General features: G+C 67.1%; 20 protein-coding genes. 13 read left to right on the top strand and 7 right to left on the bottom strand.

Annotated features, from left to right (window positions below):
• Positions 1–300: 300 nt before the first annotated feature.
• From sucC to AB4850_RS29740, 6 genes are all read left to right on the top strand, one after another.
• The gene (gene sucC / locus AB4850_RS29765) at positions 301–1,482 is read left to right on the top strand and encodes an ADP-forming succinate--CoA ligase subunit beta (protein ID WP_414445653.1); all 1,182 of its coding nucleotides are present in this window, start codon (positions 301–303) and stop codon (positions 1,480–1,482) included.
• Between the two features lie 65 nt (positions 1,483–1,547).
• A complete protein-coding gene (gene sucD / locus AB4850_RS29760) occupies positions 1,548–2,429 on the top strand; it encodes a succinate--CoA ligase subunit alpha (protein WP_206129369.1) in 882 nt (293 codons plus the stop codon).
• Between the two features lie 218 nt (positions 2,430–2,647).
• Positions 2,648–3,289 carry a pilin gene (locus tag AB4850_RS29755; RefSeq protein ID WP_414442994.1) on the top strand — a complete coding sequence of 214 codons (642 nt, stop codon included), beginning with the start codon at positions 2,648–2,650 and terminating at the stop codon, positions 3,287–3,289.
• A 150-nt stretch (positions 3,290–3,439) separates the two neighbouring features.
• Positions 3,440–5,227: a PglL family O-oligosaccharyltransferase gene (locus AB4850_RS29750; protein ID WP_414442993.1), complete on the top strand. Its 1,788-nt coding sequence runs from the start codon at positions 3,440–3,442 to the stop codon at positions 5,225–5,227.
• Positions 5,228–5,515: 288 nt separating this feature from the next.
• The gene (locus AB4850_RS29745) at positions 5,516–5,989 is read left to right on the top strand and encodes a DUF2501 domain-containing protein (protein ID WP_414442992.1); all 474 of its coding nucleotides are present in this window, start codon (positions 5,516–5,518) and stop codon (positions 5,987–5,989) included.
• A gap of 157 nt (positions 5,990–6,146) precedes the next feature.
• On the top strand, positions 6,147–6,509 hold the full coding sequence (locus tag AB4850_RS29740; protein ID WP_414442991.1) for a TonB family protein: 363 nt from the start codon (positions 6,147–6,149) through the stop codon (positions 6,507–6,509).
• A 133-nt stretch (positions 6,510–6,642) separates the two neighbouring features.
• On the opposite strand, the gene AB4850_RS29735 is transcribed toward AB4850_RS29740, so the two are convergent.
• On the bottom strand, positions 6,643–6,861 hold the full coding sequence (locus AB4850_RS29735; RefSeq protein WP_414442990.1) for a hypothetical protein: 219 nt from the start codon (positions 6,859–6,861) through the stop codon (positions 6,643–6,645).
• Between AB4850_RS29735 and AB4850_RS29730 the strand changes: the two genes are divergently transcribed.
• Both AB4850_RS29730 and AB4850_RS29725 read left to right on the top strand, forming a co-directional pair.
• On the top strand, positions 6,860–7,954 hold the full coding sequence (locus AB4850_RS29730; protein WP_414442989.1) for a porin: 1,095 nt from the start codon (positions 6,860–6,862) through the stop codon (positions 7,952–7,954). The two genes, AB4850_RS29735 and AB4850_RS29730, sit on opposite strands and share 2 nt — an antisense overlap.
• Before the next feature lie 129 nt (positions 7,955–8,083).
• Positions 8,084–8,545 (top strand): hypothetical protein, encoded by a 462-nt coding sequence (locus AB4850_RS29725; RefSeq protein WP_414442988.1) that lies wholly within the window; start codon positions 8,084–8,086, stop codon positions 8,543–8,545.
• Positions 8,546–8,641: 96 nt separating this feature from the next.
• Here AB4850_RS29725 and moaC read toward each other — a convergent pair whose 3' ends face one another.
• Positions 8,642–9,121 (bottom strand): cyclic pyranopterin monophosphate synthase MoaC, encoded by a 480-nt coding sequence (gene moaC / locus AB4850_RS29720; protein ID WP_414442987.1) that lies wholly within the window; start codon positions 9,119–9,121, stop codon positions 8,642–8,644.
• Between the two features lie 148 nt (positions 9,122–9,269).
• Between moaC and AB4850_RS29715 the strand changes: the two genes are divergently transcribed.
• Entirely contained in the window at positions 9,270–11,054 is a 1,785-nt protein-coding gene (locus tag AB4850_RS29715; protein WP_414442986.1) for a M48 family metalloprotease, read from the top strand.
• Positions 11,055–11,093: 39 nt separating this feature from the next.
• On the opposite strand, the gene AB4850_RS29710 is transcribed toward AB4850_RS29715, so the two are convergent.
• The 5 genes from AB4850_RS29710 to AB4850_RS29690 all read right to left on the bottom strand — a co-directional run bounded on the left by AB4850_RS29710 (position 11,094) and on the right by AB4850_RS29690 (position 14,718).
• Positions 11,094–11,690 carry a DUF2946 family protein gene (locus AB4850_RS29710; RefSeq protein ID WP_414442985.1) on the bottom strand — a complete coding sequence of 199 codons (597 nt, stop codon included), beginning with the start codon at positions 11,688–11,690 and terminating at the stop codon, positions 11,094–11,096.
• Positions 11,683–12,729, bottom strand: coding sequence for a hydrolase (locus AB4850_RS29705; protein WP_414442984.1), 1,047 nt, complete (start codon positions 12,727–12,729; stop codon positions 11,683–11,685). The genes AB4850_RS29710 and AB4850_RS29705 overlap by 8 nt, the downstream gene beginning before the upstream one ends.
• Positions 12,730–12,772: 43 nt before the next feature.
• A complete protein-coding gene (locus AB4850_RS29700) occupies positions 12,773–13,219 on the bottom strand; it encodes a nuclear transport factor 2 family protein (RefSeq protein ID WP_414442983.1) in 447 nt (148 codons plus the stop codon).
• A gap of 113 nt (positions 13,220–13,332) precedes the next feature.
• Positions 13,333–14,373 carry a lipopolysaccharide heptosyltransferase II gene (gene waaF / locus AB4850_RS29695; protein ID WP_414442982.1) on the bottom strand — a complete coding sequence of 347 codons (1,041 nt, stop codon included), beginning with the start codon at positions 14,371–14,373 and terminating at the stop codon, positions 13,333–13,335.
• A gap of 150 nt (positions 14,374–14,523) precedes the next feature.
• Complete coding sequence (locus AB4850_RS29690; RefSeq protein ID WP_414442981.1) at positions 14,524–14,718, bottom strand: zinc-finger domain-containing protein; 195 nt, start codon at positions 14,716–14,718, stop codon at positions 14,524–14,526.
• Between the two features lie 328 nt (positions 14,719–15,046).
• Here AB4850_RS29690 and AB4850_RS29685 point away from each other — a divergent pair, with 328 nt between their 5' ends.
• The 4 genes from AB4850_RS29685 to pyk all read left to right on the top strand — a co-directional run bounded on the left by AB4850_RS29685 (position 15,047) and on the right by pyk (position 19,298).
• The gene (locus AB4850_RS29685; protein WP_414442980.1) at positions 15,047–15,841 is read left to right on the top strand and encodes an AzlC family ABC transporter permease; all 795 of its coding nucleotides are present in this window, start codon (positions 15,047–15,049) and stop codon (positions 15,839–15,841) included.
• Positions 15,838–16,164: an AzlD domain-containing protein gene (locus tag AB4850_RS29680; RefSeq protein WP_414442979.1), complete on the top strand. Its 327-nt coding sequence runs from the start codon at positions 15,838–15,840 to the stop codon at positions 16,162–16,164. The genes AB4850_RS29685 and AB4850_RS29680 overlap by 4 nt, the downstream gene beginning before the upstream one ends.
• Before the next feature lie 240 nt (positions 16,165–16,404).
• Positions 16,405–17,604: a phosphoglycerate kinase gene (locus AB4850_RS29675; RefSeq protein WP_414442978.1), complete on the top strand. Its 1,200-nt coding sequence runs from the start codon at positions 16,405–16,407 to the stop codon at positions 17,602–17,604.
• 257 nt (positions 17,605–17,861) lie between these two features.
• The gene (gene pyk, locus AB4850_RS29670; protein WP_414442977.1) at positions 17,862–19,298 is read left to right on the top strand and encodes a pyruvate kinase; all 1,437 of its coding nucleotides are present in this window, start codon (positions 17,862–17,864) and stop codon (positions 19,296–19,298) included.
• Positions 19,299–19,592: the final 294 nt, after the last annotated feature.

Below are 19,592 nucleotides of genomic sequence, written 5' to 3'. Positions count from 1 at the left end.
CGCTGTTCCCCGCCCCGTTTTCTCCCGCCGCTTCCCGCTTCGTTCCACCGTTCGATTCGCCGTTACCGGTTCGTGCCTTGCGCAACCGGCTGGGCGTCGTGCGGTGGAGTCGGGCGCCGCTGCGCGACGGCGCGGTGCGGCAGGGCGCGCGGTGCGATGCCCGGCCGACCGGGTGCTCACTCCGACATGGCCCGGCGTGGGCCGCCTTGCACCGGGTGGTGCGGGCGGCTCGCACGAATAATCGGAAACTATTAGTAGAAAGAAGCGACGGTCAATCGACTTTTAATCCAACTCTCCAGACTGAAGGAATCACGCATGAAGATTCACGAGTACCAGGGTAAGGAAATCCTGCGGAAATTCGGTGTCGCGGTCCCGCGCGGCAAGCCGGCGTTCTCGGTGGACGAGGCGCTGAAGGTGGCGGAAGAGCTGGGCGGCCCGGTATGGGTCGTCAAGGCGCAGATTCACGCAGGCGGCCGTGGCAAGGGCGGCGGCGTGAAGGTCGCCAAGTCGCTCGAGCAGGTTCGTGAATACGCCGAACAGATCCTCGGCATGCAGCTCGTCACGCACCAGACCGGTCCGGAAGGCCAGAAGGTCAACCGTCTGATGATCGAAGAAGGCGCGGACATCAAGCAGGAACTGTATGTCAGCCTCGTCGTCGATCGCGTGTCGCAAAAGATCGTTCTGATGGGTTCGAGCGAAGGCGGCATGGACATCGAGGAAGTTGCCGAAACGCATCCGGAACTGATCCACCATGTCATCGTCGAGCCGTCGACGGGCCTGCTCGACGAACAGGCCGACGACCTCGCCGCGAAGATCGGCGTGCCGGCTGCTTCGATTCCGCAAGCACGCGCGATCCTGCAAGGCCTGTACAAGGCATTCTGGGAAACCGACGCATCGCTGGCCGAAATCAACCCGCTGAACGTGTCCGGCGACGGCAAGGTGATCGCGCTCGACGCCAAGTTCAACTTCGATTCGAACGCGCTGTTCCGCCATCCGGAAATCGTCGCGTATCGTGACCTGGCCGAAGAAGATCCGGCTGAAATCGAAGCGTCGAAGTTCGATCTGGCCTACATCTCGCTCGACGGCGACATCGGCTGTCTCGTGAACGGCGCCGGCCTGGCGATGGCCACGATGGACACCATCAAGCTGTTCGGCGGCGAACCGGCGAACTTCCTGGACGTCGGCGGTGGCGCGACGACCGAGAAGGTCACGGAAGCGTTCAAGCTGATGCTGAAGAACCCGGACCTGAAGGCGATCCTCGTCAACATCTTCGGCGGCATCATGCGTTGCGACGTGATCGCGGAAGGCGTGATCGCAGGCTCGAAGGCCGTGAACCTCGGCGTGCCGCTGGTGGTGCGCATGAAGGGCACGAACGAAGACCTGGGCAAGAAGATGCTCGCCGAATCCGGCCTGCCGATCATCTCGGCTGACAGCATGGAAGAAGCTGCGCAGAAGGTTGTTGCAGCGGCCGCCGGCAAGTAAGCATCGTTGCATTGAACACGCATGGCGGCGCGCAGACGCGACGCCGATCGAACAGAGGTCAATACATGTCGATTCTGATCAACAAAGATACGAAGGTCATCACGCAGGGCATCACCGGCAAGACTGGCCAGTTTCACACGCGCGCTTGCCGCGAGTACGCGAACGGCCGCGAAGCCTACGTCGCGGGCGTGAACCCGAAGAAGGCCGGCGAAGATTTCGAAGGCATTCCGATCTACGCCAGCGTCAAGGAAGCAAAGGCCGAAACGGGCGCAACCGTGTCGGTCATCTACGTGCCGCCGGCAGGCGCGGCGGCCGCGATCTGGGAAGCCGTCGAGGCCGACCTCGATCTCGCGATCTGCATCACGGAAGGCATTCCGGTTCGCGACATGATCGAAGTGAAGGACCGCATGCGTCGCGAAGGCCGCAAGACGCTGCTGCTCGGGCCGAACTGCCCGGGCACGATCACGCCGGACGAACTGAAGATCGGCATCATGCCGGGCCACATCCACCGCAAGGGCCGCATCGGCGTCGTGTCGCGTTCGGGCACGCTGACGTATGAAGCCGTTGCACAGCTGACGGCGCTGGGTCTCGGCCAATCGTCGGCAGTCGGCATCGGCGGCGATCCGATCAACGGCCTGAAGCACATCGACGTCATGCAGATGTTCAACGACGATCCGGATACGGATGCGGTCGTCATGATCGGCGAAATCGGCGGCCCGGACGAAGCGACGGCAGCCGAGTGGATCAAGTCGAACATGAAGAAGCCGGTCGTCGGCTTCATCGCGGGCGTCACGGCGCCCCCGGGCAAGCGCATGGGCCACGCCGGCGCGCTGATCTCGGGCGGTGCCGATACGGCCGAAGCCAAGCTGGAAATCATGGATGCGTGCGGCATCAAGGTCACGCGCAATCCGTCGGAAATGGGTCGCCTGCTCAAGGCAGCGATCTAAGCGCGCTCGCGGGCTCGTCCCGCGGCATTGCGCGCTTCGCCAGAACGCCGGCCTCGTGCCGGCGTTTTTTATGCGCGCGCGCAATGCGAACGTGACGATGCGACGGGCCGCTACGCACCGCGCCTAGGCCATCCGGCCGACTGTCCGGCGCGAGGCCTGCTGGCTACGATCGATCTGTCTGCCCTGTCGGCAGGCCTGTTTCGTTTCCGGAGCCCGTCATGTTCGAAGCGTTGTCCGTCACCCTGTTCCATCAATTCTCAAGGCGCCTGCGTCATGCGCCGGCCGGCATGTGCCGCTCGTGCCGCGTGCGTTTCGTGCCGCGCCTGCCTCGCCTGCGGCCGCGCGAGCCGTGCGGCTTCACGTTGATCGAACTGATGATCGTGCTGGCGATTGTCGGCGTGGTGGCGGCCTATGCGATTCCGGCCTATCAGGATTACCTCGCGCGCAGCCGGGTGGGCGAGGGCATGGCGCTGGCCGCGTCGGCGCGGCTTGCGGTGGCCGAGAACGCCGCAAGCGGCACGGCCATGTCGGGCGGCTATGTGTCGCCGCCGGCCACGCGCAACGTCGAATCGATCACGGTGAGCAACGATACCGGCCAGATCCGCATCGCCTACACCACGCGGGTCGCGCCGAGCGGCGCCAACACGCTGGTGCTGATGCCGTCGGCGCCCGACAACGCCGAAGCACCCACCGCGCGCGTGGCGCTCCAGCAGGGCCAACTGCAGGCCGGCTCGATCACCTGGGAATGTTTCGCGGCCGGCAAGACGGCCTCGTCGCTGCCGCCGCCCGGCTCCGGGCCGGTGCCGTCCGAAGCGCCGACGCTGGCCGGCAAGCTGTCGCCGCCCGAGTGCCGCACCTAGCCTGGCGTGGCGGCCGCGAGCGCATGAATCGGGGGCAGACCGTGGCGTAACCGGCGATTTACTGTCGATGAGCCGACAGAACGGCACACGAGCGACTCAGCACCGGAAATTTTTTGTATAGTGCGCCGGTTGCTGACATCCGGTTCGCTCATGCCTTCTTCCGTTCTGCGTTCGTTATCGCTGATTGCGCTTGCTGTTGCCCTGATCCTGCCTTACGCGGTCACCAATCACACCTATCCGATCCCGACGTTCTATTCCGAATTCACGGCATTCGGCCTGTATGCGCTGCTCGGCGGGCTGGTGGTGCTGCTCGTGCGCGGCGAGCGAGCGGCGCAGCCGTTCGCCGCGCCGCTCGGCTGGGCCACCCCGCTCGCGTTCGGCGCGGTGCTGATCGTGCAGACGCTGGTGCTGCCGCTCGCGCAGCCCGCGATGAACTGGCTGGCCATCGGCTACCTGCTGGCGGCGCTGATCGCGATGCAGTCGGGCTATATGCTCGGCCGCGTGCATTCGGTCGAAACCGTCACGCGGATGATGGCGGGCGCGATGGTCGTCGGCGGCGTGTTCGCGGTGGCTTGCCAGGTCGTGCAGCTGCTGCATCTCGAGCACACGTTCTCGCCGTTCGTCGTGAACTACGGCGTGACGGTCGAGCGCCGCCCGTACGGGAACATGGCGCAGGCGAATCACCTTGCCACCTACATCGCGTTCGCGCTTGCCAGCACGCTGTATCTGGCGCAGGCGCGCCGGCTGCCGGTGTGGGGCTGGCTGCCGCTGTCGATCGTGTTGTCGGCGGGGCTGGCCTTCACCGTGTCGCGCGGCCCGTGGCTGCAGGTGGCGGTGATGGTCGTCGCCGGGCTCTGGACGGCGCTGGCCGCGGCGCGGCGCGGGCGCAGCCATCGTGCGGCATGGTTGTATCCGCTGGCGCTGGCGGTGGTGTTCGTCGTGGTCAATATCGCGGTGCGCTGGGCCAACCTGCGCTACCACCTCGGGCTGGCCGAATCGGCTGCCGAGCGCATGCGCGACGCCGGGCAGATCGCGCCGCGCCTCGCGTTGTGGAAATACGGGCTGACGATGTTCCGCGAGCATCCGTGGCTCGGCGTGGGCTGGGGCGAATTCCCGCTGCATCAGTTCGAACTGGTGCGCGCGCTGGGGGGCGTGGAAATCGCCAACAACTCGCACGACATCTTCATCGACCTGCTTGCCAAGTCGGGCGTGCTGGGCCTGGGCGCACTGCTGGTCACGCTGGCGTTCTGGTTCGTGCGCGTGTTGCGGGTGCCGCACACGGGCGAGCGCCTGTTCGGCCTGGCGCTGCTCGGCGTGTTGCTGATGCACGCGCTCGTCGAGTATCCGCAGCAGTACACGTTCTTCACGCTGCCGGCGATGTTCGTGATCGGGCTGCTCGAAACGCGGCCGATGCGCGTGCTGCCGGGGCGCGTGGCCTATGGCGTGTTCGCGGTCGTGTCGGTCGCGGCGCTGCTTGCGCTGTATCCGATCCTGCGCGATTACCAGCGCGCCGAGGTGCTGTATTACGGTTCGAATCCGGCCGAGCAGTATCGCGAATCGCCGTCGTTTCTGTTCGGCTCGTGGGGCGAATACGGGGCGGCCACGCTGATGCCGATCTCGCGCGACGACCTGCCGGCCAAGCTCGCCGCACATCAGCATGCCATTGCGTTGCTGCCCGGCGAAACCGTGCTGCGTCGCTATGCCGTGCTCGAGGCGCTCGATGGCCGCGAGGGCGATGCGCTCGATACGGTCGCGCGCCTGAAGATCTTCGCGCAGGAACTGCACGACTGGCCCGTGCAACTTGCCGCGCTCTACAAGCTCCTGGATGCGCAACCGTCGCTGGCCGGTTTCCGTCAATCGCTGGTGATGCGCTACGGCAAACCGGCCGGCGCGGCAAGCAGCGACGAAGACGACGACAGTGACGATTCCGACGACTGATCGGCTCGCAGTCTTGTCATGGTGCCGCGGCAGTTTCGCCGCGGCGCGTCGATGGCTGACGCAGTCACCCGCACCCACGCGCACCACGCCGGCGCGATGCCACCATCCGGTCGCCCACCGCCCACCGCCCACCGCCCACCGCCAACGCCCATTCCGTCAAACATCGTCAATCCCGGCCCCGATCCGCGACTCGCGACGCGGTTCGCCCCGGCGCTTCGGTTATGCTGGCTGCCGGCATTCCGGCACATCGTGAGTGCCGCCGTCATCTCGTAACCTGGGAGGATCATGATGAAGCTTCGTACTGGCCGGGCGATTGCAGCCGGCGCCCTGATCGGCCTGTCGCTAACGGCGACCGGTGCCTACGCCCAACTCGGCGACATGCTGAAACAAGCCGGCAGCGGCGCCACGCAGAATTCCGGCGGCCTTGCCGGCAACCTCGGCGGCTTGAGTGGCCTGGGCGGCGCACTGGGCGGAGGCGGTTCGTCGTTGATGCCGTCGAGCCTCGGCAATGTCGCGGGCGTGCTGCAGTTCTGCATCCAGAACCAATACCTGGGCGGCGGCAGCGCCGGCTCGGTCAAGGATCAACTGTTGGGCAAGCTCGGCGGCAACCCGCAGTCGGACAGCGGGTTCACGAGCGGCAGCAGCGGCATCCTCGACGCCGGCAACGGCAAGACGCTCGACCTGAGCGGTGCGGGCGTCAAGCAACAACTGACCAAGCAGGTGTGCGACAAGGTGCTGACGCAGGCGAAGTCGCTGCTGTAAGCTGCGCACTCGGCAGCACACGAAAAAACGCTCATTACCCGCCAAGCGGCGCCGAGGCGCGCGATGCTCCGCCCAGCCGGGCGTCGTCGCGCTCCCCGGCGCCGCTTGGCCATCGCGCCTGACCAACGCGACGTTCATACCCTGGGGAAGCCTCGTCATGATTCGCCACGCGAAGTATTTCGCCTTGCCGCTCGTTGCCGCGCAACTGGCCGGCTGCGCCATGTTCCTGCCGCACGAAAATACCTTGTCCTGCAAGATTCCCGTGGCCATCTATCCCGACGATGCACGTCCGCTGGACCGTCAGGTCACGGTGCTGGTGCGCGCGCTGATCACCGCGGCGGGCGAACCCGAAAACGTGACGATCACGACCGGCAGCCGCAATCCCGCGGCCGATCGCGCGGCCGTGGCGGCGATGTCGCATGCCCATTGCACGCAGCAGGGCGCCTACGGGGCCATGCCCTCGCCGTTTACGCTGACGCAGCCGTTCGTGTTCGAGCCGAAAGGCGCGACGCAGAAATGACGCGGCGCGCCGGGTGTGTGCCCGGCGCGTTGCCGTTCGATATTGCCGCGTAGTTATCGATAATCGTCAGAAATCGGAAAGTAAATTGAAAAACAGATACGCCGATATTCGCTGCGTCACTCGATAAGCGTAGTCAATTTTCATTGTCGGGTTTTGCATTGAAAAGCCCCCGCGCCTTAAGCGCTCGGGCGCGGCAAGCCGCGCCCTGAATCGCGTGATTGGCAAGCTGTTGCGCAACGGCGACACCGGTAATCGTGCCGAAAGCTCGCTTCTCTAGAATCCCGTTCGCCATATTCATGAAGCGCGCCACCAAACCATTAACCATGCGCGCTTCACTCCCTGGGGAAATCATGAGAATCGCAAAATCGCTGATCCCGGCGTTACTGGCCGTTTCCGCCGGCACGGCGTATGCACAGAGCAGCGTCACGTTGTATGGCACGATCGATGAAGGTTTCGATTACATCAGTAATCAGGCAGGGCATTCGAATTACGTGCTCGCCAGCAATCTCCGGCAACTCGGCGACCGCTGGGGCATAAAAGGCAGCGAGGATCTCGGCAGCGGCCTGCACGCGATTTTCCGGCTCGAAAACAACTTCAGTGTCAGCACCGGCCAATTGGCGGATAGCGGCGAGATGTTCGGCCGCCAAGCCTACGTCGGGCTGTCGTCGGACCGCTTCGGCACGGTGACGCTCGGCCGCCAGTACGACTCGGTGGTCGACTACGTCGCGCCCCTGAGCGCGGCCGGCAGTTGGGGCGGCGGTCTGTTCGGCCATCCGTTCGACGCCGACAACCTCGACGAATCGTTCCGCATCAACAACGCGGTGAAATACACGAGCGCGGAAATCTCGGGCGTGCAGTTCGGCGGCCTGTACGGCTTCAGCAATCAGGCCGGCCAGTTCGCGACCAACCGCGCCTGGAGCGTCGGTGCGCGCTACGACGGCGGCCCGCTGACGGCCGCCGCGGCGTACATGAACGCGGGCGGCGAGGATCAGAACACCTCGGGCGCGGTGGTCGGCTCGCCGTATCACGCGGGCACGCAGCGCGTGGCGGCGGCCGGCGTGAGCTACGTGCTCGGCTCGGCCACCCTCGGCCTGGTCTACACGCACACGATCCTCGATGCGGCGCCGCTGGCCGGCGTCCTGCGCAACGTGAAGTTCGACAACGTCGAAGTCAACGCGAAGTACGACTTCACGTCGGCGTTCTATGTTGGCGCGATGTATCTCTATACGAACTCGTCGGTGAAGATCGCGGGGCGCAGCAACGATCCGCATTACAACGAGATCGGCGCGACGGCCGGTTATCACCTGTCGCGCCGCACCGAGGTGTATGCGCAGGCGCTGTATCAGCATACGTCGGGGAATCAGTTTGCCTCGATCGGCAGCCTGGGCGAGTCGTCCTCGCATAATCAGACGGTGACGCGCGTCGGGATTCGCACGGCGTTCTGATTGGCGCAGCGAGTGTTTGAAGAACCGGGCGGCATGTATCGCACATGCCGCCCGGTTTTATTTTGATATGAAAATTCGGTGTTGCACGATGGCGATTTTAAAATGAATTGAATAGGCCTGATGTAGCGAATGCGCTATCGCCGCACGAATATTCGCGCTGAATACGTTTTCAGTGCCTTGCCTTTCATTCCTGTCTGTGTAAAATCCGCGAACACGTATTTACAACGGCACTACGGGGGATTAATGGCGCATTCCGCAATCGTATTCAAGCATCCGACGTTCGGCTCGATCAAGAAAGCCCCGGTCGGCTTTTCCTGGACGACCTTGTTTTTCGGCTTTTTCCCGGCGCTGTTTCGCGGCGATTTCAAGTGGGCCGCCATCATCTTCGGCGCGACCTGCGCCATTTCGCTGGTCACGATGGGGATCGGCGCGATCGTCCCCGGCATCGTTTTCGCGGTGATTTACAACAAGATGTATATCCGCGATCTGGTGGCGAAGGGTTTTGAAGTGGAGCGCATCGAATCGTCGTTTACTATCGATCAACTGCAGTCGCAACTGGAAACCAAGCTCTCGTCGGCGCAAATCGCCTGAGTCGCGCGATACGGGTAACGAGCCGCATCAAATAACCAGGCCGCTTCGGTAGCGACGAAGCGGCCTTGGTTTTTTGTCAGGCGAGGTGGCGTTGCTTCACGCCTCGGCTTTCCAGTCGCCCGATTTTCCACCGCGCTTCTCGGCCACGCCCACGTCGGTGATGATCATCCCGCGATCCACCGCCTTGCACATGTCGTACACGGTCAGCAGCCCGACCTGCACGGCGGTCAGCGCTTCCATCTCCACGCCGGTGCGGCCGAACGTCTCGACCTGTGCCGTGCAGCGCACGCCGGGCAGCGCGTCGTCGAACTCGAAATCCACGGCGACGCGCGTCAGGGCGAGCGGGTGGCAAAGCGGGATCAGGTCGGCGGTGCGCTTCGCGCCCTGGATCGCCGCGATGCGCGCGATGCCGATCACGTCGCCTTTCTTCGCACGGCCGTCGCGGATCAGCGCGAGCGTGTCGGGCAGCATGCGGATCGCGCCGCGCGCCACGGCGATGCGCCGCGTCTCCTGCTTGTCGCCGACGTCCACCATGTGCGCGTGGCCGGCCGCATCGAAGTGAGTAAGTCCTGACATGATTCGCTCCTGAGATGGGCGCTCATCATAGCAGCGCCCCGCCATTACAATGGCAGCCGTTGCCGCCAGCCGGGCCTCGGCGTGCTCTGCACGAGCTCGGCCGGCGTCCCGATCGTTGCCGATCGCTTCCGATCCGCTTCCGCGTCCGATGCCGCTCATGCGTATCTCGTTCCGTATCTCGTCCCGTATCCCGTCGTCGCTGCTCGCCGTCTCGCTGTCGATCGCGCTGGCCGTGCCGCCCGGCAGCCCGGCGCATGCGGCCACGTCCGACCCGCGCACGCCATCCACGCCCGGCGCGCCGCTGCCGCGCCTGCTCGACGGCCTCTCCAGTGCGCCCGAGATTCCCGACGCGATCGCCCCCGGCGTGTTCGGCACCTATGGCGGCGAGCGCGCGCGGCTGTCGGGCACGCCGGCCTCGACGCCGAGCCTGCGCCGCCCGTTGCAGACGCAGCAGTTGCCCGACCTCGGCGATGGCTCCGGCGGCGCGCTGACGCCGCAGGCCGAGCGCCGGCTCGGCGAGCGCGTGATGCGCGAGGTGCGGCGCGATCCCGACTATCTCGACGACTGGCTCGTGCGCGACTATCTCGACGCGGTCGCGGCGAAGCTGTCGGCCGCCGCGGCCGCGCAGTTCATCGGCGGCGAGCGGCCCGATTTCGACCTGTTCCCGATGCGCGATCCGCAGATCAACGCGTTCTCGCTGCCCGGCGGTTTCATCGGCGTGAACAGCGGCCTGGTGATCATGACGCGCACCGAATCCGAGCTGGCCTCGGTGCTCGGCCACGAGATGGGCCACGTGTTGCAGCGGCATATCGCGCGGATGATCGGCGCGAACGAGAAATCCGGCTACGCGGCGCTGGCCTCGATGCTGGTGGGGGTGCTGGCCGGCGTGCTCGCGCGCAGCGGCGATCTCGGCAGCGCGATCGCGCTCGGCGGCCAGGCCTACCTGGTCGACAACCAACTGCGCTTCTCGCGCGGCGCGGAGCGCGAGGCCGATCGCGTCGGCTTCCAGTTGCTGGCCGGCGCGGGCTACGACCCGTACGGCATGCCCGGTTTCTTCGAGCGGCTCGACCGCTCGACGATGGGCGACGCCGGTGTACCCGAATACGTGCGCACGCACCCGCTGACCACCGATCGCATCGCCGACATGGACGACCGCGCGCGCCGCGCGCCATACCGGCAGCCGCGCCAGTCGGCCGAATACGCGTTGGTGCGCGCGCGGCTGCGGATTTTGCAGCCGCATACGCCGTCCGATATCGCAGCCGAGGTACGCCGCATGCGCGGCGAGCTCGACGACCGCGTCGCGCCGAACGTGGCCGCGAACTGGTACGGCATCGCGCTGGGCCAGATGCTGCTCGGCAATCTCGACGACGCCGACCGGGCGCTGGCGGCCGCGCGCGAGCGCTTCGAGACCGTGCAGCGCGACGAGGGCGCGGTGGCGGCCGGCGCGTCGAATGTATCGAATGCGTCAGGCGCCCCGAGCACCCCGAGCCTCGACGTGCTGGCCGCCGAGATCGCGCGCCGCGCGGGCCGCGCCGCCGACGCGGTGCGTCTCGCGCAACGCGCGCAGCAGCGCTGGCCGGGCTCGCACGCGGCGATCGTCGTGCATCTGCAGGCACTGGTGGCGGCGAAGCGGTTTGGCGAGGCGCAGGCGCTCGCGCAGCGGCAGGCCGATGCCGATCCGCGTCAGCCCGACTGGTGGGCCTGGCTCGCGCAGGCGGCGCAGGGCAGCGGCGATGCGATCCTGCGGCGGCGCGCGCAGGCCGAAAAGCTCGCGCTGGACGGCGCCTGGCCGTCGGCGATCCGCCAACTGCGCGAGGCGCGCGACGACAAGGCGGTCAGTTTCTACGAGCAATCGATCATCACGGCGCGGCTGCACGATTTCGAGCGGCGCTACAAGGAAGAGCAGGACGACAAGGACGACGATCGCGGCTGAGGCCGAGGTCGAGGCCGAGGCGATCGGCCGGGTACGAGATCAGCGCGCGGGCGGGGCGGCCTCGGCCTGTGCCTTTTCGGCCGGGCTGGCGACGAACGCGAAGTGCGCCGGCACCGCGTCGCGGCGAATTTCGGCGAGCGCGAGATCGACGCCGGGCCGCCAGTGGAAGCAGCCGCCGGTGCCGCCGTCGTCGAGCGTGGCGTGATCGGCGAACAGGTCGAGATCGTGATCGTGCAGCGCGGCCACGCGCGGCGGCTCGTCCGAATCGGAGAACAGCACGCTGCCCGCGTCGTCGAGCCACGCGCGGGCCGGCTCGAACGGCTGGCCGGCCTGATCGGTGAGCGTCAGCGCGCCGTCCACGGCCGCGAGCCGCACGATCCACGGCGTATAGGCCAGCTCCACGTACACGCGTTGCGGGCCGTTCTGGAAATACCACTGGCCTTGTGCGTCGCGCTCGTAGTTGCGCGAGATGAACGCGATCAGCGCCGTGTGGCGGATCGGCGTGCCCGGTTCATGGGCGGCCTGCGCGGCCTCGTCGCGCATGCGCCAGTCGCCGCGGCGGTCGAGCAGCAGCCAGCCGGTGCAGTGCGGGACGTTGGGCCACTTCGCGATGGCCTGGCGGACGATCTCATCCATGGTCGAGAAACCGGGAAACGAAGCCGAACACGCGCTGCGGCAGCCAGTCGTCCTGGCCCGGGAAGCGGCCGGACATGAAGCCGACGTGCCCGCCGTGTTCGGGTTGATCGAGCTCGACGGCGGCCGACACGTCGCCCGGCCCCGGCAGGGCGGTGGCCGGCAGGAACGGGTCGTTGCGCGCGTTGAGGATCAGGGTGGGGGTGTCGATGGCGCGCAGCAGCGGGCGCACGGTCGCACGGGTCCAGTAGTCGTCGGCGCTGCTGAAGCCGTGCAGCGGCGCGGTCACCACGTCGTCGTATTCATGCATGTTGCGCGCGGCCAGCGCCGCGCGTTTGTCGAACAGGCCCGGGTGCTGTTCGAGCTTGGCCAGCGCCTTGACCTTCAACGTCTTGAGGAACGCGCGCGTGTAGACCATCGAAAAGCCGGTCGAGATCGCGCGGCCGCCCGCATGCACGTCGAGCGGGGTGGACACGGCCGCCGCGGCCGCGACGATGTCGCGCCCGCCGCGCTGCTGGCCGAGCCAGTGCAGCAGCACGTTGCCGCCGAGCGACACGCCGATCGCGAACACCGGCCCGCGATGGCCGGCCGCGAGGCGGTGCAGGATCCAGTCGAGTTCGTCGGCGTCGGCCAGGTGGTAGAAGCGCGGCTGGCGGTTCATCTCGCCGCTGCAACTGCGGAAATGGGGCACCACGCCGTGCCAGCCCTGTGCCTGGGCTGCAGCCATCAGCAGGCGCGCGTAGCGCGAATCGGAGCTGCCTTCGAGGCCGTGGAACACCACCATCAGCGGCGCGTCGGGCGCTGGCGCCAGGCCGGGCGGCGGCGCGATCCAGTCGAGATCGATGAAATCGGCGTCGGGCGTGTCCCAGCGCTCGCGCCGGTAGCGTACTTCGGGCCGGCGGCCGAACAGCGCGGGGAAGATCGTCTGCGCGTGATTGGTCGGCAGCCAGCGCGGCGCCACGTAACGCAGCAGCTCGGCCGGCGTGGCCGGCACCACGGACGGCGAAGGCGATTGCGGCGGGGAGGGGCAGGCGGAACTCATGGCGCGTATCCGAGGCGAGGTGCCGAAGGCGCGAGGCCGTGTGTCAGTGCAGCGGCCCCTGGCCGTGGCGGATCTTGGCGGCGAACTGGCTGGCCGCCTGATCGGGAATCGGGCTGGCGTGGATGTGTGCGACCCGCCATTCGCCGCGCTCGTGGATCATCACGTAGGTGGTGAACACCATGTCCGGCTCGGTGCCGGCATCGGCGTACTGATGGGCTTCCGCCACCGTGTAGACGACCGTGCCGAGGCTGTCGTACACGCGGATATCGAGCGGCTCGATAGTGACGGGGCGTGCGGTCATCCGTTGCGCGAAGCCGCTGCGGATCTGCTCCAGCCCGTGCAGGTGCGAGCCGTCGGACCAGATGCAGCTCGCGAAATCCTCGTCGATCCACAAGACCATCAGGGCGTCGAGGTTGGCGTCGGCGATCGACTGGTAATAGGCGTTCAGCGTGTCGGCGGCGGCTTCGAAGAGGCGGGCAAAACGTGGCATCGGGATTATCTCTCGCGCGCAAACGCGCTGTTACAAGGCAGCGGCCGCGAGGCCGCCTTCGCAAGTACCGCAATGTCGCACTCGATCGCACACCGGGCCGGGCCCGCCGCGCTTCAGCGCTGTCCGACCAGCATCCCGCGCAAGTCGCCGAATACCTGTTCCGGGCCGAGCTCGCGCAGGCAGTTCAGATGGCCGAGCGGGCATTCGCGCTCAAAGCAGGGGCTGCATTCGAGGTGGAGCCATTGTACCTTTGCCTGCTCCGACAGCGGGGGGGTATGGCGCGGGTCGGTCGAACCGTAGAGCGCCACCAGCGGGCGGCGCAACGCGGCCGCCACGTGCATCAGGCCGGAATCGTTGGTGACCACCGCGTTGGCGCGCGCGATCAGCGCGCACGCTTCGGACAACGAAGTCTGGCCGCAGAGGTTGCGCACGCCGGGCGCCGCGTCGGCGATCGCTTGCGCGACCGGCGCATCCTTCGGCGAACCGAGCGCGATGATCTGCGTATACGGGAACGACTGGTTGACGATGCGTGCGAGCGCCGCGAAATGCTCGGGCGGCCAGCGCTTGGCCGGGCCGTATTCGGCGCCGGGGCAGAACACGATCAGCGGCTTGCGGGTGTCGAGATGGAAGCGCGTGGACACGCGCGCCGTTTCGTTGAGGTCGGCGTCGAGGCGCGGCATCGGCAGCGCCTTGAGCTGCTCGTCGAGCTTCGCGCCGGGCGTATAGGCCAGCGACGCGTAGAACGGCACCATCGGCGGGCGCGCATCGCGCGCCTTCGGCGGGTTCGCGTGGCGCACGTTCAGCAGCCCGTAGCGCGACTCGCCGGTGTAGCCGATGCGCAGCGGAATGCCGGCCAGCCAGGGGATCAGCGCCGACTTGAACGAATTCGGCAGCACGTAGGCCGCGTCGTAGCCGACATCGCGCAGGTCGCTCGCCAGTTGCCAGCGGCGCACCATCTGCAGCTTGCCGTGCGCGAGGTCGGTCGCGTGCACGTCGTGGATTTCCGGCATCCGTTCGAGCACCGGCGCGACCCAGGTGGGCGCGACCGCGTCGATCACGATGCGCGGATGCAGTTTCTTCAGCAGCGCGAAAAGCGGCTGCGCCATCAATGCGTCACCGATCCAGTTCGGTGCGATTACCAACGCGCGACGCATCAGGTGGAGTCCGGTGTCGTAATGAAACGCGGCGCCAGGGCGCCGCGCTCGGGTTGCGGGGAATAAGGGGCGGTTCGCCGGCCTGTTTGCCGATCGCCATGGGCGATGCCGGCTCGACCGTTGCCGGGCGGCAGGCCGCCCGATGCGCGCTCAGTGGCCGTGGACGACTTCGCCCGCGCGCAGCGTGTAACGCGTGCCGCAGTAGGGGCAGCGCGCCTCGCCGTGGGTGACGTCGATGAACACGCGCGGATGCGCGCTCCAGCGCGTCATCGCCGGGTTCGGGCAGTAGGCCGGCAGATCCTTGGCCGACAGTTCGACGAGCGGTCGTTCCTTGATTTCACTCATGGGGCGGTCTCTTGTTGCAATAGGGGGACGGCGGCGCTGTGTGCCGCCGTTGCCCGACACGATAACGAAAAACCTCGTTCGCGGCACGCTCGCGGCCGTGCACGCCAGTGCGCAGCAGCAGGCCGAGGCGGCATCGAGGCCCGCCGGGCGGCGCGCTGGCGCGCTGCACAGGCCGCGCCGGTCGTGCATTTTAGCGTCTTTTCCCGGTGCGACGACCTGTCCAGCGGGGTCCGGCGCTATAATCGCGCCACCATTTCAACGAAAACACGACGGGAGGCACTGCGCGAGGCGCGTCCGCCCGGTTTTCCGTGCCGCGCGGCCCCCTCCCATGCTCGCTCGTCTGTCCGCCACCGATCGCTTCGCCTTGATTCAAGGGGCGCGCGATTACGCGCCGACGCTCACCGCCATCCTGTCCTGGGGCCTCGTCACCGGCATTGCGATGAGCAAATCGGTGATGACCACCGATCAGGCGGTCTGGATGACGCTCCTCGTCTACGCCGGTTCTTCCCAGCTTGCCGTGCTGCCGCTGCTGGCGGCCAAGCTGCCGATCTGGACCATCCTGCTGACGGCCGCGATGGTCAACCTGCGCTTCGTGATCTTCAGCGCGGGGCTGGCTCCCCATTTCTCCTATCTGTCACCGTGGCGGCGCATCGCGATCGGCTATTTCAACGGCGACGTGATCTACCTGCTGTTCATCAAGCAGGGCTTCGCGAACGGCTACGTACCGGGCAAGGAAGCCTATTTCTGGGGGATGGCGCTGGCGAGCTGGCTGTCGTGGCAGGTGTCGTCGCTGGCCGGCATCGCGTTGGCCAGCGTGGTGCCCGACCAATGGGGCCTCGGGCTGGCCGGCACGCTGGCGCTGATTCCGATCATGGTGTCGGCGGTGGCGAATCGCTCGACGCTGGCCGCCGTCGCGGTGGCCGGCATCGCGGCGCTGCTGGCCGTGGATCTGCCGTACCGGCTCGGGCTGCCGATCGCCGTGTTCGCGGCGCTCGCGGCCGGCACGCTGGCCGACCTGGTGATCGAGCGGGCCGACTGGCGTCGCCTGCGCGCCGAGGTCCGGCCGCGCGATGCGATCGATCCGGCCGACGTCGGGCGCGATGGCGAAGGCGGCGCGCGATGAGCGAGAACGCGACGATCTGGTGGACGATCGCCTGCATGACGGTGGTCACGGCGGTCACGCGCGCGCTGTTCCTGATCGGCGGCGAGCGCACCATCCTGCCCGAGCGCGCCCAGCGCGCGCTGCGTTACGCGCCGGCCGCGGCGCTGGTCGCGGTGGTGCTGCCCGACGTGCTCGATACCCCCGCCGGCCTCTCGTTCGCCCTCTCCAATCACGATTTCTACGCCGCCGCGGCCGGCCTCGGCTGGTTTTTATGGCGACGCAGCATGATCGGCACGATCCTGATCGGGATGGTGGTTTTCACGCTGCTGCGCCTGATCACCTGAGAGTTCGCCGCCCCGCACGGTGCGGGTTTGTCATGCTGCGTTGCAGCATCGAAAGCCTCGCGCCAAATAAAGGGAATTCGCCGCGCGGCGGGGCAGGCCGCGGGGCCGATCGGCTAGAATGAGTTTTTCCCGAAATTTCGTGCGCGTCGCACGGCCCAGCCCGGCCGTCCGGCGCCGTCGTCGGCAGCCCGCGCGCGATCTTTCCGCAACGCCTTCCTTCATCAACCTTCAATCTGTCCCATGAGCCAAGTTAAGCGTCTTACCGACCTGATCGCCGAGGGGAAAGTCTCCGGCAAACGTGTCTTTATCCGCGCCGACCTGAACGTGCCGCAGGACGATCACGGCAACATCACCGAAGACACCCGCGTGCGTGCGTCGGTCCCGGCGATCCGCGCGGCGCTCGACGCCGGCGCCGCCGTGATGGTCACCTCGCACCTGGGCCGTCCGACGGAAGGCGAATTCAAGCCCGAGGATTCGCTCGCTCCCGTCGCCGCGCGCCTGGCCGAGCTGCTGGGCCGTGAGGTGCCGCTGGTCGCGAACTGGGTCGAGAACGGCGTGAAGGTCGCGCCGGGCGACGTCGTGCTGCTCGAAAATTGCCGCGTCAACAAGGGCGAGAAGAAGAACGACGACGCGCTGGCGCAGAAGATGGCCGCCCTGTGCGACATCTACGTCAACGACGCGTTCGGCACTTCCCACCGCGCCGAAGCCACCACCCACGGCATCGCCAAGCATGCCGGCATCGCCTGCGCAGGCCCGCTGCTTGCTGCGGAACTCGACGCGCTCGGCAAGGCGCTCGGCAATCCGAAGCGCCCGCTGGTGGCGATCGTGGCCGGCTCGAAGGTCTCGACCAAGCTGACCATTCTGAAGTCGCTGGCCGAGAAGGTCGATCAACTGATCGTCGGCGGCGGCATCGCCAACACGTTCATGCTGGCTGCCGGCCTGTCGATCGGCAAGTCGCTGGCCGAGCCGGACCTGGTGGCCGAAGCCAAGGTCATCATCGACGCGGCCCGCGAGCGCGGCGCCTCGGTGCCGATCCCGTCGGACGTGGTGACGGCCAAGGAATTCGCGCCCACCGCCGTGGCGACGGTCAAGAAGGTCAGCGAGATCGAAGCCGACGACCTGATCCTCGACATCGGCCCGGACACCGCCCGCGCGCTGGCCGGCCAGCTCGAAAAGGCCGGCACGATCGTCTGGAACGGCCCGGTGGGCGTGTTCGAGTTCGACCAGTTCGGCAACGGCACCAAGACGCTCGCCGAGGCGATCGCCAATTCGCCGGCGTTCTCGATCGCCGGTGGCGGCGACACGCTCGCGGCCATCGCCAAGTACGGCATTCACGACAAGATCAGCTACATCTCGACGGGCGGCGGCGCCTTCCTCGAATTCCTGGAAGGCAAGACGCTGCCGGCCGTGGAAGTGCTCGAGACGCGCGGCGCGGCCTGAGGATGACGCGCGGTCGCGCGTGGAGCGCGCCGGAAGGCGACGGGGCGGCGCGGGCACGCCCCGGTTCGCGCACCGGCGGGCGGCAAGGCCGAAAGGCCGGCCGCCCGGCCGCGATGCACACGGATTACAGACAGAACAAAGCGACGCAGGCCGACGATGCCCGCGCGCACACCGGAGCACCGGCCGCTGGGCCGGCGGGTTCCGGCTCTCGTAGCAGTCTCTCCAGCGCATCCAACCCGACCCTCAAGAGGAGTTTCATGTTTCGCGCCACCAAGATAGTCGCCACGATCGGCCCTGCCTCCAGCTCGCCCGAGATTTTGCTGCAGATGATTCAGGCGGGGCTCGACGTCGTACGACTCAATTTTTCGCACGGCACGGCTGACGATCACCGCCAGCGCGCCGAGATGGTTCGCGAGGCCGCTCGCAAGGTCGGCCGGGAAATCGCGATCATGGCCGACCTGCAGGGTCCGAAGATCCGCGTCGGCAAGTTCGAGAACGGCAAGATCCAGCTCGAACCGGGCCAGCCGTTCATCCTCGACGCTGGCTGCGAGCTCGGCAACGACGAGCGCGTGGGCCTCGACTACAAGGATCTGCCGCGCGACCTGAAAGCCGGCGACCTGCTGCTGCTCAACGACGGCCTGATTGTGCTGACCGTCGAGCGCGTGCTCGGCGAGGAGATCCACACGACGGTCAAGGTGGGCGGCGAGCTGTCGAACAACAAGGGCATCAATCGCCAGGGCGGCGGCCTGTCGGCACCGGCCTTGACCGCCAAGGACATGGAAGACATCCGCACGGCGATGTCGCTCGGCGCGGACATGGTGGCGGTGTCGTTCCCGAAGAACGCCACCGACATGGAAATGGCGCGGCAACTCGCGAACATCGCGGGCGCGCCTTACGGCATCAAGCCGAAGATGATCGCCAAGATCGAGCGCGCGGAAGCGATTCCCGCGCTGCAGGACATCCTCGACGCCTCGGACGGCATCATGGTCGCGCGCGGCGACTTGGCCGTCGAAGTGGGCAACGCGGCGGTGCCGGCGCTGCAAAAGCGCATGATCCGCATGGCGCGCGAGTCGAACAAGCTCGTCATCACCGCCACCCAGATGATGGAATCGATGATCCACGCCCCGGTGCCCACCCGCGCCGAAGTGTCGGACGTCGCCAACGCCGTGCTCGACGGCACCGACGCGGTGATGCTGTCGGCCGAATCGGCCGCGGGCAAGTACCCGGTGGTCACGATCGAGACGATGGCGACGATCTGCGTCGAGGCCGAGAAATCGGAGGCCGTCGAGCTCGACAAGGATTTCCTCGATCGCACGTTCACGCGGATCGACCAGTCGATCGCGATGGGCGCGCTGTTTACGGCCCACCATCTCGGCGCGAAGGCCATCATCGCACTGACCGAATCGGGCTCGACGGCGCTGTGGATGTCGCGTCACATCACCCACGTGCCGATCTTCGCGCTGACGCCGCGCGTGGGCAGCGAGCGCGCGATGGCGCTGTTCCGCAACGTCGTGCCGCTGCATGTCGACTTCAACAGCGACCGCGATGCGGCGCTCCAGGCAGCGCTCGAGATCGTGATCCGCCAGGGTTACGTGGTGCGCGGCGACATGGTGGTGCTCACCGTCGGCGAGCCGATGGGGCAGGCGGGCGGCACCAATACGCTGAAGATCGTGCGGGTCGGCGACGCATTCTGAACCGGCTCGGCCCGGTTCGCCGGGTCATGAAAAAGCCGCGTGGGGGTCGGATCACCCCGCGCGGCTTTTTTTCGTTTTTTTTCGTGGTACACCGAACGAAAGCGGTTGCGATTTCCGTGATACACGAGACGGAAGTCGTAACAAATTGCGGAATCCGCCCGTAATCCGGACTAAACGCGGGACGCTTCGCGATAAAATGGCGCCCATTCGACGCTCGGCCGCGCGCGCCGCCCCCAGGTTTTCACCGGGGCAGGCAGCGCGCCGCCAACCAGGGCGCGCCGGTTTTCATTCCAT

The sequence above is a fragment of the Burkholderia sp. 22PA0106 genome (assembly GCF_047497155.1).
GTDB lineage: Bacteria > Pseudomonadota > Gammaproteobacteria > Burkholderiales > Burkholderiaceae > Burkholderia.
This window is presented reverse-complemented; position numbering and strand designations above follow the sequence as displayed.

Coding starts and splice junctions, on each gene's coding strand:
- AB4850_RS29710 (WP_414442985.1), bottom strand. CDS start 11,690: ATGGATGAGATCGTCCGCCAGGCCATCGCGAAGTGGCCCAACGTCCCG.
- AB4850_RS29690 (WP_414442981.1), bottom strand. CDS start 14,718: ATGAGTGAAATCAAGGAACGACCGCTCGTCGAACTGTCGGCCAAGGAT.
- AB4850_RS29730 (WP_414442989.1), top strand. CDS start 6,860: ATGAGAATCGCAAAATCGCTGATCCCGGCGTTACTGGCCGTTTCCGCC.
- AB4850_RS29685 (WP_414442980.1), top strand. CDS start 15,047: ATGCTCGCTCGTCTGTCCGCCACCGATCGCTTCGCCTTGATTCAAGGG.
- AB4850_RS29740 (WP_414442991.1), top strand. CDS start 6,147: ATGATTCGCCACGCGAAGTATTTCGCCTTGCCGCTCGTTGCCGCGCAA.
- AB4850_RS29700 (WP_414442983.1), bottom strand. CDS start 13,219: ATGCCACGTTTTGCCCGCCTCTTCGAAGCCGCCGCCGACACGCTGAAC.
- waaF (WP_414442982.1), bottom strand. CDS start 14,373: ATGCGTCGCGCGTTGGTAATCGCACCGAACTGGATCGGTGACGCATTG.
- pyk (WP_414442977.1), top strand. CDS start 17,862: ATGTTTCGCGCCACCAAGATAGTCGCCACGATCGGCCCTGCCTCCAGC.
- AB4850_RS29680 (WP_414442979.1), top strand. CDS start 15,838: ATGAGCGAGAACGCGACGATCTGGTGGACGATCGCCTGCATGACGGTG.
- sucD (WP_206129369.1), top strand. CDS start 1,548: ATGTCGATTCTGATCAACAAAGATACGAAGGTCATCACGCAGGGCATC.
- AB4850_RS29725 (WP_414442988.1), top strand. CDS start 8,084: ATGCGCTATCGCCGCACGAATATTCGCGCTGAATACGTTTTCAGTGCC.
- AB4850_RS29705 (WP_414442984.1), bottom strand. CDS start 12,729: ATGAGTTCCGCCTGCCCCTCCCCGCCGCAATCGCCTTCGCCGTCCGTG.
- AB4850_RS29755 (WP_414442994.1), top strand. CDS start 2,648: ATGTTCGAAGCGTTGTCCGTCACCCTGTTCCATCAATTCTCAAGGCGC.
- AB4850_RS29750 (WP_414442993.1), top strand. CDS start 3,440: ATGCCTTCTTCCGTTCTGCGTTCGTTATCGCTGATTGCGCTTGCTGTT.
- AB4850_RS29745 (WP_414442992.1), top strand. CDS start 5,516: ATGAAGCTTCGTACTGGCCGGGCGATTGCAGCCGGCGCCCTGATCGGC.
- AB4850_RS29675 (WP_414442978.1), top strand. CDS start 16,405: ATGAGCCAAGTTAAGCGTCTTACCGACCTGATCGCCGAGGGGAAAGTC.
- AB4850_RS29735 (WP_414442990.1), bottom strand. CDS start 6,861: ATGATTTCCCCAGGGAGTGAAGCGCGCATGGTTAATGGTTTGGTGGCG.
- moaC (WP_414442987.1), bottom strand. CDS start 9,121: ATGTCAGGACTTACTCACTTCGATGCGGCCGGCCACGCGCACATGGTG.
- AB4850_RS29715 (WP_414442986.1), top strand. CDS start 9,270: ATGCCGCTCATGCGTATCTCGTTCCGTATCTCGTCCCGTATCCCGTCG.